Below are 19,142 nucleotides of genomic sequence, written 5' to 3'. Positions count from 1 at the left end.
TGATTCCTTTTTCTGGTGAAACTTCGCGATGTCCATAGGGGGACCGACGAAGCTCGCCGCCACAACGTTGGACGGTGGGGCGGCACACGACAAATCAATGAGTTGAGCCCAGGATCTGCGCAATGAAGGGCGCCGAAAAGAGCGACCTTGGAAACTGTCGAATGGTATCACAAAGGGATGCACGGTGGGAGATGGCGCGGGGCGCCGCTGGCGCTGAACTTCGCACCACTCGGAGGGCGGCGCGGCTCGGTCAGTGCAGGCGCTTGCGGCACATGAGCTGGGCGATCTTGGCGGTGTCAGGTCGCTCGACGATGCCCTTTTCGGTCACGATCACGTCGATGAGGTCCGCCGGCGTCACATCGAATACGGTGTTGATGACTTCCACGTCCGCCGCGACCCGCTTGCCGGCAACCTCCAGCAGTTCATCGGCCTCATGCTCCTCCAGGTGAATGTCGTCGCCACTGGCCAGGTTGAGGTCGATGCTGGTACTGGAAGCCACCACCATGAAGCGCACGCCATGGTGCATGGCCGACACCGCCGTCTGGTAGGTGCCGATCTTGCTGGCGACGTCGCCGTTGGCCGCGATGCAGTCGGCGCCGACGATCACCCAGGTGATGCCCTTGGTCTTCATCAGGTGGGCCAGCGCCGAGTCGGCGCACAGAGTGACCGGTACGCCTTCACGGGCCAGCTCCCAGGCGGTCAGGCGCGAGCCCTGCAACCAGGGGCGCGTCTCGCCGGCATACACGCGCTCGACCATGCCCTCCAGGTAGGCCGCATGGATGACCCCCAGCGCGGTACCGAAACCGCCGCTGGCCAGCGCGCCGGCATTGCCGCAGGTGAGCAGGGTCTGCTCGCTGCCCTGGTGACGGCGGATCTGCTCGATACCGTACTGGGCCATGGTCAGGTTGGCCTCGCGGTCGCTCTGGTGAATGGCCACGGCCTCGGCCTCCATCACCGCCAGCACGTTTTCGTCCGGGCGCAGGCGCTGCAGGCGCTCACGCATGCGGTTGAGCGCCCAGAACAGGTTGGCGGCGGTCGGACGCGCCTCGGCGAGATCGAGAAAGTCTTCTTCCAGGCTCTGCTCCCAGTCGCCCTCGGCCAGGCGCTGGCGCAATGCCAGGACCAGACCATAGGCGGCACTGATGCCGATGGCGGCCGCACCACGCACGGCCATGCTGCGGATCGCCCGGACCACGGCGGCGACATCGTCGCAGACCAGCCATTGTTCAGTGGCAGGCAGCAGACGCTGGTCGAGCAGATGCAGGGTGCCATCACGCCACTGGATGCCGGTCACCTTCTCCGCCGCCAAAAGTCGCTCGCGCATCGCCTCTCCCTGCCATTTACTGATCAAAAGCCGGCGATTATAGCGAACCCAGGCTCCAGGCGCTCGGGTATACTGCACACTCACTCGTCAGAATCCGGGACCCTGAGCATGCCCCCAGCCTCCTCGCCCCTCGACCTGCTGCTCGTGCCGGCCTGGCTGGTGCCGGTCGAACCGGCCGGCGTGGTGCTCGAAGGTCACGCCCTGGGTATTCGTGATGGGCTGATCGCCTGGCTCGGCCCCAGGGAGCGGGCGCCACAGGCGCACGAAGTGCTGGAACTGCCCGACTGCCTGCTCACCCCGGGGCTGGTCAACGCCCATGGCCACGCCGCCATGAGCCTGTTCCGCGGCCTGGCGGACGACCTGCCGTTGATGACCTGGCTGCACGAGCACATCTGGCCCGCCGAGACGCGTTGGGTGGACGAGGCCTTCGTGCGCGACGGCACCGACCTGGCCATCGCCGAACAGCTCAAGGGCGGCATCACCTGCTTTTCCGACATGTACTTCTTCGCACGCGAGACCTGCGAGCGCGTGCACCGCAGTGGCATCCGCGCCCAGGTGGCCGTGGCCCTGATGGACTTCGCCATGCCCGGCGCGCGCAGCCTCGACGAGGCGCTGCACCTGGCCATCGAACTGTTCGGCGACCTGCGCCATCACCCTCGATTGAGCATCGCACTCGGCCCGCACGCGCCCTATACGGTCAGCGACGAAAACCTGGAGAAGATCCGGGTGATCGCCGACCAGCTCGATGCGCCGCTGCACATGCACATCCACGAGACTGCCGAGGAAGTACAGCGCGCCGAGGCCGAGCACGGTGAGCGGCCGTTGGCGCGCCTGGCCCGCCTGGGCCTGCTGGGCCCGCGGCTGCAGGCGGTGCACATGACCCAGGTCAGCGAGGACGACCTGGCGTTGCTGGTAGAAAGCAACACCAGCGTGGTGCACTGCCCGGAATCCAATCTCAAGCTGGCCAGCGGCTTTTGCCCGGTGGAGCGCCTGTGGCAGGCAGGGGTCAACGTCGCGCTGGGCACCGATGGCGCAGCCAGCAACAATGACCTGGACCTGCTCGGCGAGGCGCGCACCGCGGCGCTGCTGGCCAAGGCCGTCGCCGGCTCGGCCACGGCCCTGGATGCCCACCGCGCTCTGCGCATGGCCACCCTCAACGGCGCCAGGGCACTGGGGCTGGAGGGGTGCATCGGCTCGCTGGAGCTGGGCAAGGCCGCCGACCTCACCGTGTTCGACCTTTCCGGCCTGGCCCAGCAGCCGATCTACGACCCGGTTTCGCAGCTGATCTACGCCACCGGTCGCGACCGTGTGCGCGACGTCTGGGTCGCTGGAAAGCGCCTGGTCGAAGAAGGTCGGCTGACGCAAATGAACGAGGCCGCGCTGATCGACAGCGCCCGCCAGTGGGGCGAGCGAATCCGCGCAGGCAATCCATGATCGGCGTGCCGCCAAGGCTGGTACCCGTGACCCTATTTTTCGAAGTTTTCCGAGGAACTGTTGAATGAGCAACGTCGATCGCGCCGAAATCGCCAAGTTCGAAGCCCTGGCCCACCGCTGGTGGGACCGCGAGAGCGAGTTCAAGCCGCTGCACGAAATCAACCCGCTGCGCGTCAACTGGATCGACGAGCGCGCCAGCCTGGCAGGCAAGAAGGTGCTGGACGTCGGCTGCGGCGGCGGCATCCTCAGCGAGGCCATGGCCCAGCGCGGCGCCACGGTGACCGGCATCGACATGGGCGAGGCGCCGCTATCGGTGGCGCGTCTGCACCAGTTGGAATCGGGCGTGGAGGTAGATTACCGGCAGATCACTGCCGAGGCGCTGGCCGAGGAGATGCCGGGCCAGTTCGATGTGGTCACCTGCCTGGAGATGCTCGAGCACGTTCCGGACCCTTCTTCGGTGATCCGCGCCTGCCAGCGCTTGGTCAAGCCCGGCGGCCAGGTGTTCTTCTCGACCATCAACCGCAATCCGAAGGCCTATCTGCTGGCCATCGTCGGCGCCGAGTACATTCTCAAGATGCTGCCGCGAGGCACCCACGACTTCAAGAAATTCATTCGTCCCTCCGAACTGGGCGCCTGGTGCCGGACCACCGGACTGGAGGTCAAGGACATCATCGGCCTGACCTACAACCCGCTGACCAAGCACTACAAGCTGGCCAGCGACGTCGACGTCAACTACATGATCCAGACCCTGCGCGAGGAATGAGCATGCGCCTGCGAGCCGTACTGTTCGACATGGATGGCACCTTGCTGGACACCGCGCCGGACTTCATCGCCATCTGCCAGGCGATGCTCGCCGAGCGCGGCCTGCCGGCGGTGGATGACGCGCTGATCCGTGGGGTGATCTCAGGCGGGGCGCGGGCGATGGTCGCCACCACCTTCGCCATGGACCCCGATGCCGATGGCTTCGAGGCCCTGCGCCTGGAGTTTCTCGAGCGCTACCAGCGCGATTGCGCGGTCCACAGTCGCCTGTTCGACGGCATGGAGCAGCTATTGGCCGATATCGAGAAAGGCCGCTTGCTGTGGGGCGTGGTGACCAACAAGCCGGTGCGCTTCGCCGAGCCGATCATGCAGCAACTGGGCCTTGCCGAGCGCTCGTCACTGTTGATCTGCCCGGATCACGTGACTCGCAGCAAGCCAGACCCCGAACCGCTGATCCTGGCTTGCAAGACACTCGGCCTGGACCCGGCCAGCGTACTGTTCGTCGGCGACGACCTGCGCGACATCGAGTCCGGCCGCGACGCTGGCACCCGGACCGCGGCCGTGCGCTACGGCTATATCCACCCAGACGACAACCCCAACCACTGGGGCGCGGACGTGGTGGTCGATCACCCGCTGGACCTGCGCAAAGTGATCGACAACGCCCTGTGCGGCTGCTGACCTAACGGACAATGCCCGCCTGCGGCGGGCAGAGACAAGGATCCTACGATGTTCGACTACACCCCACGCGCCGACCTGCTCAAGGGTCGCATCATCCTCGTCACCGGCGCCGGCCGTGGAATCGGTGCGGCTGCCGCCAAGGCGTACGCTGCCGTGGGTGCCACCGTGCTGCTGCTGGGCAAGACCGAAGCCAACCTCAACGAAGTCTACGACCAGATCGAAGCGGCGGGCCTGGCCAGACCAGCGGTCATCCCGTTCAACCTGGAAACCGCCCTGCCCCACCAGTACGACGAGCTAGCGGCGATGATCGAGGAGCAGTTCGGCCGCCTCGACGGATTGTTGAACAACGCCTCGATCATCGGTCCGCGCACGCCGCTGGAGCAATTGAGCGGCGACAACTTCATGCGCGTGATGCACATCAACGTCAATGCCACGTTCATGCTCACCAGCACCTTGCTGCCACTGCTCAAGCTGTCCGAGGACGCCTCGGTGGTGTTCACCTCATCGAGCGTCGGACGCAAGGGCAGAGCCTACTGGGGCGCCTATGGCGTCTCGAAGTTCGCCACCGAGGGCCTGATGCAGACCCTGGCCGACGAACTGGAAGGTGTGGCGCCGGTGCGCGCCAACAGCATCAATCCCGGCGCCACCCGCACGGCGATGCGGGCGATGGCCTATCCCAGCGAGAACCCCCAGGACAACCCGCTGCCCGAGGCCATCATGCCGGTGTACCTGTACCTCATGGGCCCGGACAGCCAGGGCGTCAACGGCCAGGCGTTCAACGCGCAGTGATGCAGGCCGCCAGCCAGCGCTGGCGGCGGCACCCCGCCTAGCCGCCCGCGGCCAGCGCCGGCCTGGCGGCCGTACGTTGCCGGGAGGGCTCCATGGCCAGGCAACGCTCCAGGAACTGGTACATGCAGTCGTAGCTCTTGCAGATCGCCTTGCGCAGCTCGTGCTGCAAGGCTTCGCTGGGACGCTCGCCCACCAGGGTGCAGATGATTTCCAGCGCCTCCCAAGGGTGCTCGTCATCGTACTGGGCGTGCAGCTTCAGCCATCTCATCGCCGCTTTGTCGCCGCGTTCGAGAAAACCCTGGGCGTAGGGCGTATCGGGGTAGACCCTGGCCGACCATTCGCCCGTGGCACCTTCGATGGCGTAGTTGGTAGCAGCCATGGCGATCGCCAGCGACTCGGTGGCGCACACTCGCCAGCACCAGTCGTTCAGGCCCTCGAGCTCCGGGGGCACGTCCTGCGCCTGCAGGTCAAGCAGGCTGACGTCATGAGCCCTGCACCACTTGACCCAGTGATCGGCATGATTGAGCTCGACGCGGATGTTGCGCATCAGCCAGCGACGCGCCATGTCCTCGCCAGGGTGGCGACCATAGCGGGTCTTGGTGAGATTGTGGGCCATGTACAACGAGAACTGCTCGACCACCGGCCAACCGCCGATCAGGTACTGCCGAACCGTTTGATGGCTCAGCGTGCCGTCACTCAGGCGCTGGTAGATCTCGTGCTCCACCACCCGGCGCTTGCTCTGGGAACAGTCCTCGATCATCCGTTGCGCCCAGGTCGGATAACTCCTGGGATCCATCAGCGGACCGATCCGTACGAATGCGTCTATCACGCTCAACTCCTTGTTTGCTGGTGATGATGCGGCTGGCCGCCCGCTCAACGCAAAGCGCCTGGCGCGCGCTGCAAGGTTGGCCTGGCTGCAATCCTTTGCCGCTGCAGGCAACTGCCGGTGAACACCTGGGGCCGCTCGATCAGGTAGCCCTGTGCATAGTCCACACCGATCTCCTGCAGCGCCTGTTCGATCTGGGGCGTCTCGACGAATTCGGCGATGGTCCGTTTGCCCATCACGTGGCCGATGTGATTGATGACCTCGACCATCGCCCGGTTTATCGGGTCGTCCAGCATGTCTTTGACGAAACTTCCGTCGATCTTGAGGAAGTCTACCGGCAAATGTTTCAAATAGGCGAATGACGACATCCCGGCGCAGAAATCGTCCAGGGAGAACTTGCAACCCAAGCCTTTCAATTCATTGATGAAGCGAATAGCGCTCCCCAGATTGGCTATAGCGCTAGTCTCCGTTATTTCGAAACAAATCATCCGCGGCGGGATGCGAAACTCGTCGAACAGCCGTTGCAGGCACTCTAGAAACTTGTCGTCGCCCAGGCTGATGCCCGACAGGTTGATGGCGCACATTGCCACAGGCCGCTCGCCATTGGCGTCCAGTGCCTGGCGAATCACCTGGAAGACATTGCGCACCACCCAGCGATCAAGCGCAGGCATCAGCCCATACCGCTCGGCCGCCGGGATGAAGCTGTCCGGGAGGATGGTGCGACCGCTCTCGTCGTGCAGGCGCAACAGGATCTCCAGGTGGCCCTCGCCGCCCTCGCTCTTGAGTGGAACGATCTGCTGCGCGTACAGGCAGAAGCGATTTTCCTCCAATGCCACGTGCAGACGCTGAATCCAGGCCATCTCGCCGAAGCGCAAGGACAGCTCGCTGTCGTCGGCATGATAGACCTGCACGCGGTTGCGGCCCTTTTCCTTGGCCATGTAGCAGGCCATGTCAGCAGCCCGCAACGACGCCTCGAGCGTGCCGGGTAACTGCCCCAAGTGCACCAGGCCGATGCTGACGGTGGTGACGAATGGCCGCTCCTTCCACACGAAGTGCAGGCTCTGGACGGTCTGGCGCAGCTGCTCGGCAATGCGCTCGGCTTGCTCGGGGCGGCAGTTTTGCAGCAACACACCGAATTCGTCCCCTCCCAGCCGCGCGAGGGTGTCGCCTTCGCGCAACCCACCCTGGAGCACTGCGCAGATGTGCCGCAGCAACTCGTCGCCGGCCGCGTGTCCGCAGGTATCGTTGACCAGCTTGAACTGATCCAGGTCGAGGAACATCAGCGAGTGCCGTCCCGGCTGCCGGGCCAGGGCATTCAAGGCCTGCTCCAGGCGATACTCGAACTCGCGACGGTTGGCCAGCCCGGTCAGCGCGTCATGGGTCGCCTGCCAGGACAGGTTGGCGATGTACTGACGCTCCTGGGTCATGTCGTGCAAGGCGAGCACGATGCCGCTGACCTGGCCATCGGTGTGAATCGGCGAACCCACCAAGTTCACCGAGACCGTACTGCCGTCCAGGCGCTGGATCAGCCGGGCGTGCTCGGCACCGCCTTTGAGGCTGCCGCTGAGCACTTGCTCGACCAGGGTCATGCTGTCCTGCTCGGAACGCTCGTCGAGCAGGCTGAACAGCGACGCCAACGGCAACCCCTGGGCTTGACTGGCCTGCCAGTGGGTCAGCTGTTCGGCGGCGGGGTTCATGTACTGAATGCAGCCCTCCACATCGGTGGTGATCACGGCATCGCCGATCGACTCCAGGGTGGTCTGCGCCCGCTCTCGCTCGATCTGCAGGGCACTGGCGAAGGCTTGGCGCTGGGACAGCAGGCGAGCCGAGCGACGCCACGCCAGGGTGATGAGAAACAGGGCAGTCAGCAGGTTGGTGAACATCAGCACTCGCAACAGCATCCGCGACCCTTCGCCCAGGGCGTTGCTGAACGCCTTGGCCGCCGGGGTCACGCTCTCGTTGATGGCCACGATACGACTCTTCCACCTGTTCACATCACGATCACTGGCCGTGCCGCGGGTGAAGCCGGCATGCATTTCCCGCGCGACCACATCCAGCTGGCGCAGGTAATCGTCGCCGGTGTTCCAGTAGTCGATGGCGCGTTCCATGTAGCTGATGTGGCGGAAATTGCGGTAGAACCAGATGATCCGGTTGACGTCGTCCGGGTGATTGCCACCCTGCAGAATGCCGGCCCGCGCCGCTTCGAGATCGGGAGTGCGCTGGTCGAGCGCCACCCGCAACTGACGGTCGCCCAGTGGAATGGCAATGGCTTGGTGATAACGCTGAAAGACCTGCTCGTCTTGGGTCTGGGCGTACAGGCTGAGAAAGTAGATGGCGTCCTTCTGCGCTTTGGACCAGAGACTTTCGCCGGCCACATAGGCGCGCATGGCCGAAAGCGAATACAAGCTGAGGCTGCCCAGCAGTACCTGGAAAACCACTACTGCGACGAAGGGCCAGATGATTCCCAGCAACCTTGGCGCTTGGAGCGTCCGATTTCCCTTCATGTCGTCCCTGTCCACCGCGAAGATGGCGCTAATAGCCCCAGACCAGCACAGCGTAGGCCATTGGCCAGCTAACAGCCACACAAGACGTAGGACAACCCGGTTGCGAGGCTCGTTCGATCGGCGCTGGCTTCAGGTCTGCTGCAGGTGACCGTAGAGCTTGGCGTACAGCCCGCCCTCGGCAATCAATTGCTGGTGATCGCCCTCCTCTGCCACGTGACCGCCATCGAACACCAGCACACGATCGGCCTGTTTCACCGCTGAAAGGCGGTGGGCAATGATCACTGTCGTGCGACCGCTGAGGAAGCGCGCCAGGGCCTGGTGCAGGTTGTATTCGGTGGCAGCGTCCAGCGCCGAGGTGGCTTCGTCGAGGATGACCACCTTAGGCTCGGCCAATACCATTCGCGCGATCGCCAGACGCTGGCGCTGGCCGCCGGACAGGCGCACGCCCGAGCGACCGACTACCGCGTCCAGCCCCTGGGGCAGGGCCTGGATGGTGGCATCGAGCTGGGCGATGCGCAGCGCCTGCCAACAGGCCTGGTCGCTGCATTCGCGTCCCATGCTCAGGTTGGCGCGAATGCTGTCGTTGAACAGCGCCGGGTGCTGCAACACCACGGCGACGTGCTCGCGCACCGTCTCGAGGCCGATGTCCTGCAGGCTCGCCCCACCGTAGCGGACGGTACCGGCCTGGGCGCTGTAGAGTCCCAGCAACAACTGCACCAAGGTACTCTTGCCGCCGCCACTGGCCCCGACTATGGCGACCTTTTCTCCCGGTGCGATACTCAGGTTCAGGTGTTCGAGCACCGGCTCATCGGCATAGGCGAAGCGCAGGTTGCGCACCTCGATGCCGACCGTTCGCTGGCCGTCGAACGGATTGCAGGTACTGGGGTAGAAAGGTTCGTCCTCGCGCGACAGCAGCTCATTGAGGCGACTCAGGGCACCCCCTGCGGCGTAATAGGCGTATTGCAGGTTGAGCAGCTGCTCGACCGGCCCGATCATGAACCACAGGTAGCTGAACACCGCCAGCATCTGGCCGATCGACAGGTCGGAAAACAGCACGGTGAGCATCGCGGCGGCACGGAAGATATCGATGCCGAACTGGAACAGCAGGCCACTGGCCCGGCCGCTGGCGTCGCTCTTCCACTGCGAGGCCACGGCATAGTCCCGCACTTCGCGAGCGCGCAGACCGAGGCGGCCGAGGAAATAGCCCTGGCGGTTGCTGGCGCGGATTTCCTGAATGGCGTCCAGGGTCTCGCTCAACGCCTGAGTGAAACGCCCGGTGCTGTCGTTCTCCAGCTTCTTCAAGTGCTTGACCCGCTTGCCCAATTGCACGGTGAAGTAGATCACCAGCGGATTGAACAGCAGGATCAGCAGCGCCAGCTTCCAGTGCATCCACAACAGGATCGCCGAAGTGCCCGCGAGGGTGAGCATGGCGACCAGAAAACGGCTGAGGGTCTCGCCGACGAACTTGTCCAGGGTGTCCAGGTCCGTGACCAGGTGCGTGGTCACCGTGCCACTGCCCAGGCTTTCGTATTCCTTGAGGGAAATACGCTTGAGCCGCTCGATCAAGCGAATGCGCAGGCGATAGACGATGTCTTTGGCCAGGGTGGCGAACTGACGAGCCTGGATCACTCCGAGCGCCAGCGACGCGAGGCGCAGGCTGAAGGTCGCCAGCAACATCAGGCCGATGTAGCCGGGCGCGGACTGCCACTGGCTGGGCAGCAGCTGGTTCATCCACCTGAGGGCCGCATCGCCATGGCCGAGCAAGACCTCATCGACCAGCAGCGGCAGCAGCAAGGGGATCGGCACACTGCAGCACGCGGCGAGCACCGCCACCAGATTGGCCGTCCACAGCGCCTTGCGATGCTGCAGGGCCAGGCGGCGGACATGGGCCCAGCTCAGGCGTTCGGGCGTTGGCACCGGCGTACTGGACGCAGGGTCGCACGAGCCTGGCAGATCAAGCACAGGCGGCCTGCTGCAGCCAGCGGGCGAGCAACGGCTGCAGCGTTTCGAGGGGCTGATAGCCGTTGGTCAGCAGCGCCAGCTGGCCGTTGCGTTCGGCCAGCAGGGTCGGGAAACCGGCGATACCCAGATCCTGTACCCAGGTGAAATCCGCCGCCGTGCGCGTATGGGTATCGGCGCTGGAGAAGGCCGCCGCGAAGGCCTCGCGCTGGAAGCCGACCTGACCGGCCAGCTCCACCAGTCGGGGCGCCCGGGTGATGTCCACGCCCTGCTCGTAGAACGCGCTCTGGATCGATGCGAGCAGTGCCCAGCTTCGTGGCTCGTCGAGGTTGCGCGCAGCGACCAATGCGCGGCAGGCGGGCTCGGTGTCGTAGACGAAGCCGTCGGGCAGCGCACCCTCGAAGCGAAAGGCCTGGCCGGTGCTTTGAGCCACCGCCTGCCAATGCTCGAGTATGTACTTGCGCGTCGAGGCGTCCAGCGCGCTGCTACCGCTGCGCAGCCCGCCGAGTACCAATTGCGTGGCGACTCCGGCCTCGCCAGCCTGGGCGATCAGCGCCGCAGCCACGGGTGCGAACCCCCAGCACCAGGAACACATCGGGTCCATCACGTAGAGCAGGCGAGCACTCATGCCTCAGGCCTCGGCTTTGTAGTTGTGACCGATCGGGTGCGGCAGGTTGCGTGCCTTGGCCAGCTCGATCTGCTTCTGGCGATCCATGGCACTGCGCCGGGTCTTCTCGCTCAGGGTGTTCCAGCAATGCGGGCAGCTGACACCGGGCGAATAGTGCTCGGACTCGCGGTCCTTGGCATCGATGGGATGGCGGCAGGCATGGCATTGGTCATACTCGCCCTCGGACAGGTCGTGGCGCACGGTGACCCGATTGTCGAACACGAAACAGTCGCCATCCCAGAGGCTCTGCTCCTGTGGCACTTCCTCGAAATACTTGAGGATGCCGCCTTTGAGATGATAGACCTCCTCGAAACCCTCGCCGAGCATGTAGCTGGACGCCTTCTCGCAGCGGATGCCACCCGTGCAGAACATCGCCACTTTCTTGTGCTTGCCGGGATCGAAGTTGGCTTTCACGTACGCGGGAAACTCGCGGAAGGCCTCGGTCTTCGGGTCGACGGCGCCCTTGAAGGTGCCGATGGCCACTTCGTAATCGTTGCGCGTGTCGATCAACAGTACTTCAGGGTCGCTGATCAGCGCGTTCCAGTCCTTGGCTTCGACGTAGGTGCCCACCCGCTGGTTGGGATCGACACCCGGCACGCCGAGGGTGACGATCTCTTTCTTGAGCTTGACCTTGGTGCGGTAGAACGGCTGCTCGTCGCAGTACGACTCCTTGTGATCGACGTCGGCCAGGCGTGCATCGTTGCGCAGCCAGGCCAGCAAGCCATCGATACCTTCGCGGGTGGCCGAGACGGTGCCGTTGATACCCTCCTGGGCCAGCAGCAAGGTGCCTTTGACGCCGTTGTCGAGCATGGTCTGCAACAGCGGCTCACGCAGTTCGAGGTAGTCCGGCAGGGAGACGAACTTGTACAGCGCCGCCACGACGATGGGTTCAGACATGGATCGATTTCTCCTGGTGGTCGCCCTCGTAAGGGGCGGACCGGGTTTGACAAAAAGCTGGGGGCCGCAAAAGCGGCCCCCGGATGACGCGGATTCTACCAGAATGGCAGGCGAGTTTCAGTGCCCGCCGCCGGCACACACCGGCGAGGCCGGCGCGGCGCCCACCTGCGCCCATTCCTCGGGCGTGTAGGTGTGGATGGCCAGGGCGTGAATCTCGCCCATCAGTTCACCCATGGTAGCGTAGACCTTCTGGTGACGCTTGACGCTGTTCAGGCCAGAGAACTGCTCGCTGACCAGCACCGCCTTGTAGTGCGTCTGCTGGCCACGGCTGTGCATGTGGCTCTCGTCGAGCACCTGCAGGTGCTGGTCGCCCAGCCCTGCCAGCTGCCGCTCGATGCGCTGCTGCATGCTCATCGTGCCTGGCTCACTTCTTGGCCGGCGCGGCGGCCTTGCCGGCGTTCGGGTCCAGTTCCTTGGTCATGTCTTCGAGCAGCTTGTTGACCACAGGCACCGCAGGCTCGAGGCTCTGCTGAGTCAGCTGGGCCGACTGCTGGGTGACCTTGGGCATTTCCTGCAGGACTTTCTTGCCCAACGGCGACTCGTAGAACTTGACCAGGTCCTTGAGCTCCTGCTCGGAGAAGGTGGTGGTGTACAGGTTGACCATCTGCGGCTTGAGCTTCTTCCAGCCAATGGCGCTGTCCAGCGCGGCGTTGGCCTTGGCCTGGTAGCTGGCCAGTACCTGCTTCTTGGACTCTGGCGCCTTGGTCTGAGCGAAGCGCTGGGCGAACATCTGCTGCACTTGCATGTACACCGGGGTGCCCAGCTTGTCGGCATTGGCCAGGGTCAGGAACTTCTCGGCGGCGGCGTTGTGGCTTGGGGTGGCGGCGAGGACCTGGCCGCTGGCACAGGCCAGGGCGACGGCGGCAAAGAGGACACGAAGACGGGTCATTGCAATTCCTTCATGAGAGGGTGAGGCGAACACCTCGGAGTCGAGCATTCTGCGCCGCAGGGGCGCTGCGCTCAAGTGGCAGGACGAGCGATTGAACCGCTCGGACGAATCAGGACCTAAACTGCGATGTCGTTCTACAAAGGAGTGATCGCAGCATGAGCCGTATCGAGACAGACAGCCTGGGGCCCGTCGAAGTTCCTGAACAGGCCTACTGGGGCGCGCAGACCCAGCGCTCGCTGGTCAACTTCGCCATCGGTCAGCAGCGCATGCCGCTGCCGGTGCTGCACGCCCTGGCGCTGATCAAGAAAGCGGCAGCGCGGGTCAACGACCGCAATGGCGACCTGCCCGCCGACCTCGCGCGCCTGATCGAACAGGCCGCCGACGAGGTGCTGGCCGGCAAGCACGACGACCAGTTCCCCCTGGTGGTCTGGCAGACCGGCAGCGGTACCCAGAGCAACATGAACGTCAACGAAGTGATCGCCGGACGAGCCAACGAACTGGCCGGCAAAGGTCGCGGTGGCAAGCTGCCGGTGCATCCGAACGATCACGTCAACCGCTCGCAGAGCTCCAACGACTGCTTCCCCACCGCCATGAGCATCGCCGCCGCCCAGGCCGTGCAGGAGCAGTTGCTACCAGCGATCACCGAGCTGTCCTCGGGCTTGGCCGAGCTGTCGGCGCGCCACTCGCAGCTGGTCAAGACCGGCCGCACACATATGATGGACGCCACGCCCATCACCTTCGGCCAGGAGGTCTCCGCCTTCGTCGCCCAGCTGGACTACGCGCAACGGGCCATTCGCGCGACCTTGCCGGCGGTGTGCGAGCTGGCCCAGGGCGGCACGGCGGTGGGGACCGGACTGAACGCGCCGCAGGGCTTCGCCGAAGCCATCGCGGCGGAATTGGCAGCGCTGTGCGGATTGCCTTTCGTCACCGCGCCGAACAAGTTCGCCGCCCTCGCCGGCCACGAACCCCTGACCAGCCTGGCCGGGGCACTGAAGACCCTGGCCGTGGCCCTCATGAAAATCGCCAACGACCTGCGCCTGCTCGGTTCAGGCCCCCGTGCCGGTCTCGCCGAGGTGCGCCTGCCGGCCAACGAACCAGGCAGCTCGATCATGCCGGGCAAGGTCAACCCGACCCAGTGCGAGGCACTGTCCATGCTGGCCTGCCAGGTGCTGGGCAACGACGCGACCATCGGCTTCGCCGCCAGCCAGGGACACCTGCAGCTCAACGTGTTCAAGCCGGTGATCATCCACAATCTGCTGCAGTCGATCGAGCTGCTGGCCGATGGCTGCCGCAACTTCCAGCAGCACTGCGTGGCCGGCATCGAGCCGGATGCCGAGCAGATGGCCGCTCACCTGGAGCGTGGTCTGATGCTGGTGACGGCGCTCAACCCGCACATCGGCTACGACAAGGCGGCAGAAATTGCCAAGAAAGCCTACAGCGAAGGCAAGACCCTGCGCGAAGCGGCCCTCGAGTTGCAGTACCTGACCAACGACGAGTTCGACCAGTGGGTACGGCCGCAGACCATGCTGGCGCCAGGCGGCAAGGGCTGATCGGCCGCCCCCTGTGGATCACGGCGAATGCCGGGGTCCATGGGTGGGGCGGCTTGCTGCGCCGCGCCGCTTTCTCCAACTGGCCATCAACGACGGTCCCAGCGCGACCAGGGCGGAACCGAGCACTACCGTCACCGCACCGGCGTACCCCAGGGCGTTGATGTCTTCGGTATGCACATAATCCGGCCAGAGCCAGGCGGCGGCGGCTACCGCGACGAAGGTCACCAGAGGCGTGAGTGCCAGGGTGGCGCTCACCCGTGACGCCTCCCAGTGGGCCAGGGCCTCGGCGAAGGCCCCGTAGGCGACCAATGTGTTCAGGCAGCAGGCCAGCAGCAGCCAACCTTGCAGCGGCGTCAACCGCAAGACCTGCAGCGGGTGCACCCAGGGTGTGAGCAGGACCGCGCAACACAGGTAGATGACCATCATCACCTGCTGTGAATGCCACACCGTGAGCAACTGCTTCTGGCTCAGGGCATAGAACACCCAGATGCTGGTGGCCAGCAGAATCGTCAGTACGCCGGTGGTGTAGGCGCCGAGCGAGGTCAGCAGCTCTGCGAGCCGCTCGTTGAAGAACAGCCCGAACCCTGCCAGCAGCACCAGCAGCCCCAGCCCCTGGCCGAGACTGAAGCGCTCCTTGAACACGAACACGCTGGCCACCAGCAGCAACACCGGACCCAATTGCACCACCAGTTGCGCGGTGCCGGGGCTCAGCAGGTTGAGCCCCACCAGATACAGCACGTAGTTGCCCATCAGCCCGCACACGGCCACCGCGACCAGCCCTAGGCGCTTGCGTCCCAGCCCGCGGAACGACGGTAACCGGGCGTTGGCGGCCAGCCAGGCGAACAGCAGCCCTCCGGACACCAGCAGTCGATACCAGGTGACTGTGATGGGATCCACGACCTGCAGCACCTGCTTGAGTTTGATCGGCAGGATGCCCCAGAGGAACGCGGTCAGCAGGGCCAGGCCCAGGCCTCGCACCCAGCGTCCGGATGAGATGTGCATTGAAGTCCTCGAATCGGTGGCGGCAGGTAGCCGCTCACCTCAGGCGGATGAGTTGTGCCTACTTCTTATGCTTGGCGAAGGCCGCTTCCAATGCCTCGTTGAGCGTACGCAGCACCTTCACCCTGGCCCAGCGCTTGTCATTGGATTCGACCAGGGTCCAGGGCGCGATCTCGGTGCTGGTGCGATCCACCATGTCGCCGACCGCCTCGGCGTAGACATCCCACTTGTCGCGATTGCGCCAGTCTTCTTCGGTGATCTTGTAGCGCTTGAACGGGATCTGCTCGCGTTCCTCGAAGCGCTCCAGCTGGGTCTGCTGATCGATCGCCAGCCAGAACTTGACCACCACCACGCCGGCGTTGCTCAACTGCTCCTCGAAATCGTTGATCTCGCCGTAGGCGCGCATCCAGTCGACCGGGGTACAGAACCCCTCGACCCGCTCCACCAGCACACGGCCATACCAGGAACGGTCGAAGACTGTGAACTTGCCGCGCGCCGGCACATGTCGCCAGAAACGCCAGAGGTACGGCTGGGCACGTTCTTCCTCGGTCGGCGCGGCAATCGGCACGATGCGGTACTGGCGCGGGTCCAGGGCGGCGGCCACGCGGCGGATGGCGCCGCCCTTGCCCGCAGCGTCATTACCCTCGAACACCGCGACCAGGGCGTGTTCGCGCATGCGCTTGTGGCGCAGCAGACCGGCCAGGCGAGCCTGCTCGGCCACCAGTTGCTCCTGGTAATCGTGCTTGTCCAGGCGCCGGGTCAGGTCCAGCGCACCGAGCAGGCTCAGGCCATCGATACTGCGGCCCAGCGGCGCGACGTTGGCCTGGCGCTTGTCCTTGGCATTGGCCAGCGCTGCCTGCAGGCTTTCCAGCAGGATGCGCCCGACCGCCAGGGCACGGTAGTTGGGATCGACCCCTTCGATCACGTGCCAGGGCGCGTAGTCGCGGCTGGTACGGCGCAGCACGCGTTCGCCGAAGCGCACGAAGCGGTCGTAGGTGTGCGACTGTTGCCAGTCCAGGGGGCTGATGCGCCAGCTGTGCAACGGGTCGTCGCGCAGGGTCTTGAGCCGCGCCTTCATCTGCTTCTTGGACAGGTGGAACCAGAACTTGATGATCACCGTGCCCTCGTCGCACAGCATCTGCTCCAGCCGCTCGGCGCCGTTGATGGCCTGGTCCAGTACCGCATCCTTGAACTGGCCATGCACCCGGCCCTGGATCATCTGGCTGTACCAGTTGCCGAAGAACACGCCCATGCGCCCTTTGGGCGGCAGGGCACGCCAGTAGCGCCAGGCCGGCGGGCGCGCCAGTTCCTCGTCGGTCTGCTGGTCGAAGGTGCGAACCTCGATCATGCGCGGATCCATCCACTCGTTGAGCAGCTTGACGGTTTCGCCCTTGCCGGCGCCCTCGATGCCGTTGATCAGCACGATGACCGACAGCCGTGCCTGCTGCTTGAGTTCGAACTGCGCCTCCAGCAGGGCCTGGCGCAAAGCTGGCACCTCGGCGTCGTAGGTGTGCTTGTCGATGCTGTGGCCGATCTGCGCGGATTCGAACATGGAGGGCTCCTTCAATGGATCGGCCTAAGCTACAAGCTGCGAGCGGCAGGCTGCAAGAAAAAGCGCAGCGTGCCACTATTGGCGTTTTGCACGGCTTCCTGCCGGCCACTCGCGGCGCCGACCCTCATGTCCGATAGCTCTCCCCTCCAGCATGCCCAGATCGACTGGGACGACCAAGGCCGCCCCCATTCGCGGCAGTACGACGACGTCTACTTTTCCAAGAACGAAGGCGTACATGAAACGGTGTACGTGTTCCTGGAACGCAATCACCTGGCCCAGCGCTTTGCCGAACTCGAAGCCAATGCCTGCCTGGTGATCGGCGAGACCGGCTTCGGCACCGGGATGAATTTCTTCTGCGCCTGGCAACTGTTCCAGCGAACGGCGCACCCCGAAGCGCGCCTGCATTTCATCAGTGTGGAGAAGTATCCGCTGAGCCAGGCGGATCTGGCGCGCGCGGCGGCGCTCTGGCCGGAGCTGGCAGCGTTCAGCCAGGCGCTGCTGGATCGATACGTGGCCATTCACCCGGGGTTCCAGCAGATCGCTTTCGAAGGTGGGCGAGTGACCCTGACCCTGCTGATCGGCGACGCCCTGACCCAGCTGCCGCTACTGGATGCGAGCGTCGACGCCTGGTTTCTCGATGGCTTCGCCCCGGCGAAGAACCCGGACATGTGGACTCCCGAGCTGTTCGTGCAGCTGGCGCGCCTGTCGCGACCGGGCACCACCCTCGGCACCTTCACCACCACGGGTTGGGTACGTCGGGCGCTGGCGGAGGCCGGGTTCGCCATGCGCAAGGTGCCCGGGCTGGGCAAGAAGTGGGAGGTGATGGGCGGCGAATTCGTCGGCTGGAATGAAGACCGGCCCGCGCCGCCATGCCCGGCGCCCTGGTATGCGCGCCCGCCCGTGCCCCCAGGGCCACGCCAGGCTCTGGTGATCGGCGCGGGGCTGGCTGGCTGCGCCAGCGCTTGGGCCCTGGCCGCGCGAGGCTGGCAGGTGCAGGTGCTGGAACGGCACGACGCGCCGGCCCGCGAGGCCTCCGGCAACCCCCAAGGGGTGCTGTACCTGAAACTCTCGGCCCACGGCACGGCCCTGTCTCAGATGATCCTCTCGGGCTTCGGCTACACCCGTCGCTGGCTGCAAGGCTTGCAGCGCGGACGTGATTGGGACGGCTGCGGCGTGCTGCAACTGGCGTTCGATGACAAGGAGCGCGCGCGCCAGGCCAAGCTGGCCAATGCTTTTTCGCCCGACCTGCTGCACTGCGTCGAGCGCGAGCAGGCCGAGGCCATCGCAGGCGTCGGCCTGCCCTGCGGCGGACTGTTCTATCCCGAAGGTGGCTGGGTGCATCCCCCTGCACTATGCCAGGCGCAATTGCAGCACCCGCGCATCCAACTGCTGCCCCATCACCAGGTGTTGCAACTGCGGCGAGTGGACGATGGCTGGCAGGCCTGGGAGGGCGATCGCCTGCTGGCCAGCGCACCCGTGGTGGTGCTGGCCGGCGCCGCCGAGGTTCGCCACTTCCCACCCTGCGCCGAACTCCCGCTCAAGGGCATTCGCGGGCAGATCACCCGGTTGCCCTGCACCGCCCGCAGCCAGTCGCTGAACACGGTGGTGTGCGCCGAAGGCTACATCGCTCCAGGTAGAGAAGGCGAGCACACGCTCGGCGCCAGCTTCGACTTCCACAACCAGGACCTGACCCCCACGGCGGCCGAGCATGCCAGCAACCTCGACTTGCTGCAGGCCATCTCTGCGGACCTCAGCGAGCGCCTGGGTGCATCTGAGCTGGACCCGCAACACTTGCAAGGACGTGCTGCGCTGCGCTGTACCAGCCCCGACTACCTGCCGATCGTCGGCCCGATCGCCGAGCACGGCGCTTTCGCCCAGGTGTACGCATCCTTGGGCAAGGATGCGCGGCAGGTACCGGAGGTGGCGTGCCCCTGGCTGCCAGGCTTGTACGTCAATACCGGGCATGGATCGCGCGGATTGATTACGGCGCCATTGAGTGGCGAGCTGATTGCAGCCTGGGTCAATGGCGAGCCTCTGCCGCTGCCTCGGGCGGTGGCCGAGGCCTGCCATCCCAACCGTTTCGCCTTGCGTCGGTTGATCCGCGGGCACTGAGCCTCGTCTATGCCTGCTCGCTGCCAGGCGCACATTCCAGCGACTCGCTTTCCAGGCCAGGGGCGCTGGCGCGCCACGATCATGAGCCATCGCTGATGGCTCACGATTCACCGTCGGTCACTTATAACCGATCGATCTAAAAC

At 65.1% G+C, this 19,142-nt stretch carries 16 protein-coding genes; 6 read left to right on the top strand and 10 right to left on the bottom strand.

The window, feature by feature from the left end:
- Nucleotides 1–250: 250 nt before the first annotated feature.
- Nucleotides 251–1,324 carry an S-methyl-5-thioribose-1-phosphate isomerase gene (mtnA, locus tag IAE34_RS09345; protein WP_200138608.1) on the bottom strand — a complete coding sequence of 358 codons (1,074 nt, stop codon included), beginning with the start codon at nucleotides 1,322–1,324 and terminating at the stop codon, nucleotides 251–253.
- Between the two features lie 108 nt (nucleotides 1,325–1,432).
- On the opposite strand from mtnA, the gene IAE34_RS09340 reads away from it, so the two are divergent.
- The 4 genes from IAE34_RS09340 to IAE34_RS09325 all read left to right on the top strand — a co-directional run bounded on the left by IAE34_RS09340 (nucleotide 1,433) and on the right by IAE34_RS09325 (nucleotide 4,984).
- Nucleotides 1,433–2,758: a TRZ/ATZ family hydrolase gene (locus IAE34_RS09340; RefSeq protein ID WP_200138606.1), complete on the top strand. Its 1,326-nt coding sequence runs from the start codon at nucleotides 1,433–1,435 to the stop codon at nucleotides 2,756–2,758.
- 64 nt (nucleotides 2,759–2,822) lie between these two features.
- Nucleotides 2,823–3,521 (top strand): bifunctional 2-polyprenyl-6-hydroxyphenol methylase/3-demethylubiquinol 3-O-methyltransferase UbiG, encoded by a 699-nt coding sequence (gene ubiG, locus IAE34_RS09335; protein WP_200138604.1) that lies wholly within the window; start codon nucleotides 2,823–2,825, stop codon nucleotides 3,519–3,521.
- A gap of 2 nt (nucleotides 3,522–3,523) precedes the next feature.
- Nucleotides 3,524–4,195 carry an N-acetylmuramic acid 6-phosphate phosphatase MupP gene (gene mupP / locus IAE34_RS09330; protein ID WP_200138602.1) on the top strand — a complete coding sequence of 224 codons (672 nt, stop codon included), beginning with the start codon at nucleotides 3,524–3,526 and terminating at the stop codon, nucleotides 4,193–4,195.
- 48 nt (nucleotides 4,196–4,243) lie between these two features.
- A complete protein-coding gene (locus IAE34_RS09325) occupies nucleotides 4,244–4,984 on the top strand; it encodes a YciK family oxidoreductase (protein WP_200138595.1) in 741 nt (246 codons plus the stop codon).
- A 37-nt stretch (nucleotides 4,985–5,021) separates the two neighbouring features.
- On the opposite strand, the gene IAE34_RS09320 is transcribed toward IAE34_RS09325, so the two are convergent.
- The 7 genes from IAE34_RS09320 to IAE34_RS09290 all read right to left on the bottom strand — a co-directional run bounded on the left by IAE34_RS09320 (nucleotide 5,022) and on the right by IAE34_RS09290 (nucleotide 12,786).
- On the bottom strand, nucleotides 5,022–5,813 hold the full coding sequence (locus IAE34_RS09320) for a TenA family transcriptional regulator (RefSeq protein WP_200138594.1): 792 nt from the start codon (nucleotides 5,811–5,813) through the stop codon (nucleotides 5,022–5,024).
- A 44-nt stretch (nucleotides 5,814–5,857) separates the two neighbouring features.
- Nucleotides 5,858–8,314, bottom strand: coding sequence for an EAL domain-containing protein (locus IAE34_RS09315; protein ID WP_200138593.1), 2,457 nt, complete (start codon nucleotides 8,312–8,314; stop codon nucleotides 5,858–5,860).
- Between the two features lie 129 nt (nucleotides 8,315–8,443).
- Nucleotides 8,444–10,276, bottom strand: a complete 1,833-nt coding sequence (locus tag IAE34_RS09310; protein WP_200138591.1) for an ABC transporter ATP-binding protein — start codon at nucleotides 10,274–10,276, stop codon at nucleotides 8,444–8,446.
- Nucleotides 10,269–10,901, bottom strand: a complete 633-nt coding sequence (locus tag IAE34_RS09305) for a DsbA family protein (RefSeq protein ID WP_200138589.1) — start codon at nucleotides 10,899–10,901, stop codon at nucleotides 10,269–10,271. The genes IAE34_RS09310 and IAE34_RS09305 overlap by 8 nt, the downstream gene beginning before the upstream one ends.
- A gap of 3 nt (nucleotides 10,902–10,904) precedes the next feature.
- Entirely contained in the window at nucleotides 10,905–11,837 is a 933-nt protein-coding gene (gene trhO / locus IAE34_RS09300; RefSeq protein WP_200138586.1) for an oxygen-dependent tRNA uridine(34) hydroxylase TrhO, read from the bottom strand.
- 117 nt (nucleotides 11,838–11,954) lie between these two features.
- Complete coding sequence (locus tag IAE34_RS09295; RefSeq protein ID WP_200138585.1) at nucleotides 11,955–12,251, bottom strand: BolA family protein; 297 nt, start codon at nucleotides 12,249–12,251, stop codon at nucleotides 11,955–11,957.
- Between the two features lie 10 nt (nucleotides 12,252–12,261).
- Nucleotides 12,262–12,786: a DUF2059 domain-containing protein gene (locus tag IAE34_RS09290; RefSeq protein WP_200138584.1), complete on the bottom strand. Its 525-nt coding sequence runs from the start codon at nucleotides 12,784–12,786 to the stop codon at nucleotides 12,262–12,264.
- 155 nt (nucleotides 12,787–12,941) lie between these two features.
- Between IAE34_RS09290 and IAE34_RS09285 the strand changes: the two genes are divergently transcribed.
- Complete coding sequence (locus IAE34_RS09285) at nucleotides 12,942–14,336, top strand: class II fumarate hydratase (RefSeq protein ID WP_200138583.1); 1,395 nt, start codon at nucleotides 12,942–12,944, stop codon at nucleotides 14,334–14,336.
- Between the two features lie 18 nt (nucleotides 14,337–14,354).
- On the opposite strand, the gene IAE34_RS09280 is transcribed toward IAE34_RS09285, so the two are convergent.
- Together IAE34_RS09280 and pap are read right to left on the bottom strand one after the other, a co-directional pair.
- Nucleotides 14,355–15,338, bottom strand: coding sequence for a DMT family transporter (locus tag IAE34_RS09280; RefSeq protein WP_200138582.1), 984 nt, complete (start codon nucleotides 15,336–15,338; stop codon nucleotides 14,355–14,357).
- A 58-nt stretch (nucleotides 15,339–15,396) separates the two neighbouring features.
- Nucleotides 15,397–16,887, bottom strand: a complete 1,491-nt coding sequence (pap, locus tag IAE34_RS09275; RefSeq protein ID WP_200138581.1) for a polyphosphate:AMP phosphotransferase — start codon at nucleotides 16,885–16,887, stop codon at nucleotides 15,397–15,399.
- Nucleotides 16,888–17,013: 126 nt separating this feature from the next.
- Here pap and mnmC point away from each other — a divergent pair, with 126 nt between their 5' ends.
- Nucleotides 17,014–18,999, top strand: a complete 1,986-nt coding sequence (gene mnmC / locus IAE34_RS09270) for a bifunctional tRNA (5-methylaminomethyl-2-thiouridine)(34)-methyltransferase MnmD/FAD-dependent 5-carboxymethylaminomethyl-2-thiouridine(34) oxidoreductase MnmC (RefSeq protein ID WP_200138580.1) — start codon at nucleotides 17,014–17,016, stop codon at nucleotides 18,997–18,999.
- Nucleotides 19,000–19,142 lie beyond the last annotated feature (143 nt).

The sequence above is a fragment of the Pseudomonas sp. S30 genome (assembly GCF_016518545.1).
Taxonomy (GTDB): domain Bacteria; phylum Pseudomonadota; class Gammaproteobacteria; order Pseudomonadales; family Pseudomonadaceae; genus Aquipseudomonas.
Note: the sequence above shows the minus strand (reverse complement) of the source record. Positions and strands in the feature narration are given on the sequence as shown.

Excerpts from the sequence above, each read along its gene's own strand:
- mtnA (WP_200138608.1), bottom strand. The coding sequence starts at position 1,324 with ATGCGCGAGCGACTTTTGGCGGCGGAGAAGGTGACCGGCATCCAGTGG.
- IAE34_RS09340 (WP_200138606.1), top strand. The coding sequence starts at position 1,433 with ATGCCCCCAGCCTCCTCGCCCCTCGACCTGCTGCTCGTGCCGGCCTGG.
- ubiG (WP_200138604.1), top strand. The coding sequence starts at position 2,823 with ATGAGCAACGTCGATCGCGCCGAAATCGCCAAGTTCGAAGCCCTGGCC.
- mupP (WP_200138602.1), top strand. The coding sequence starts at position 3,524 with ATGCGCCTGCGAGCCGTACTGTTCGACATGGATGGCACCTTGCTGGAC.
- IAE34_RS09325 (WP_200138595.1), top strand. The coding sequence starts at position 4,244 with ATGTTCGACTACACCCCACGCGCCGACCTGCTCAAGGGTCGCATCATC.
- IAE34_RS09315 (WP_200138593.1), bottom strand. The coding sequence starts at position 8,314 with ATGAAGGGAAATCGGACGCTCCAAGCGCCAAGGTTGCTGGGAATCATC.
- IAE34_RS09305 (WP_200138589.1), bottom strand. The coding sequence starts at position 10,901 with ATGAGTGCTCGCCTGCTCTACGTGATGGACCCGATGTGTTCCTGGTGC.
- trhO (WP_200138586.1), bottom strand. The coding sequence starts at position 11,837 with ATGTCTGAACCCATCGTCGTGGCGGCGCTGTACAAGTTCGTCTCCCTG.
- IAE34_RS09295 (WP_200138585.1), bottom strand. The coding sequence starts at position 12,251 with ATGAGCATGCAGCAGCGCATCGAGCGGCAGCTGGCAGGGCTGGGCGAC.
- IAE34_RS09290 (WP_200138584.1), bottom strand. The coding sequence starts at position 12,786 with ATGACCCGTCTTCGTGTCCTCTTTGCCGCCGTCGCCCTGGCCTGTGCC.
- IAE34_RS09285 (WP_200138583.1), top strand. The coding sequence starts at position 12,942 with ATGAGCCGTATCGAGACAGACAGCCTGGGGCCCGTCGAAGTTCCTGAA.
- IAE34_RS09280 (WP_200138582.1), bottom strand. The coding sequence starts at position 15,338 with ATGCACATCTCATCCGGACGCTGGGTGCGAGGCCTGGGCCTGGCCCTG.
- pap (WP_200138581.1), bottom strand. The coding sequence starts at position 16,887 with ATGTTCGAATCCGCGCAGATCGGCCACAGCATCGACAAGCACACCTAC.
- mnmC (WP_200138580.1), top strand. The coding sequence starts at position 17,014 with ATGTCCGATAGCTCTCCCCTCCAGCATGCCCAGATCGACTGGGACGAC.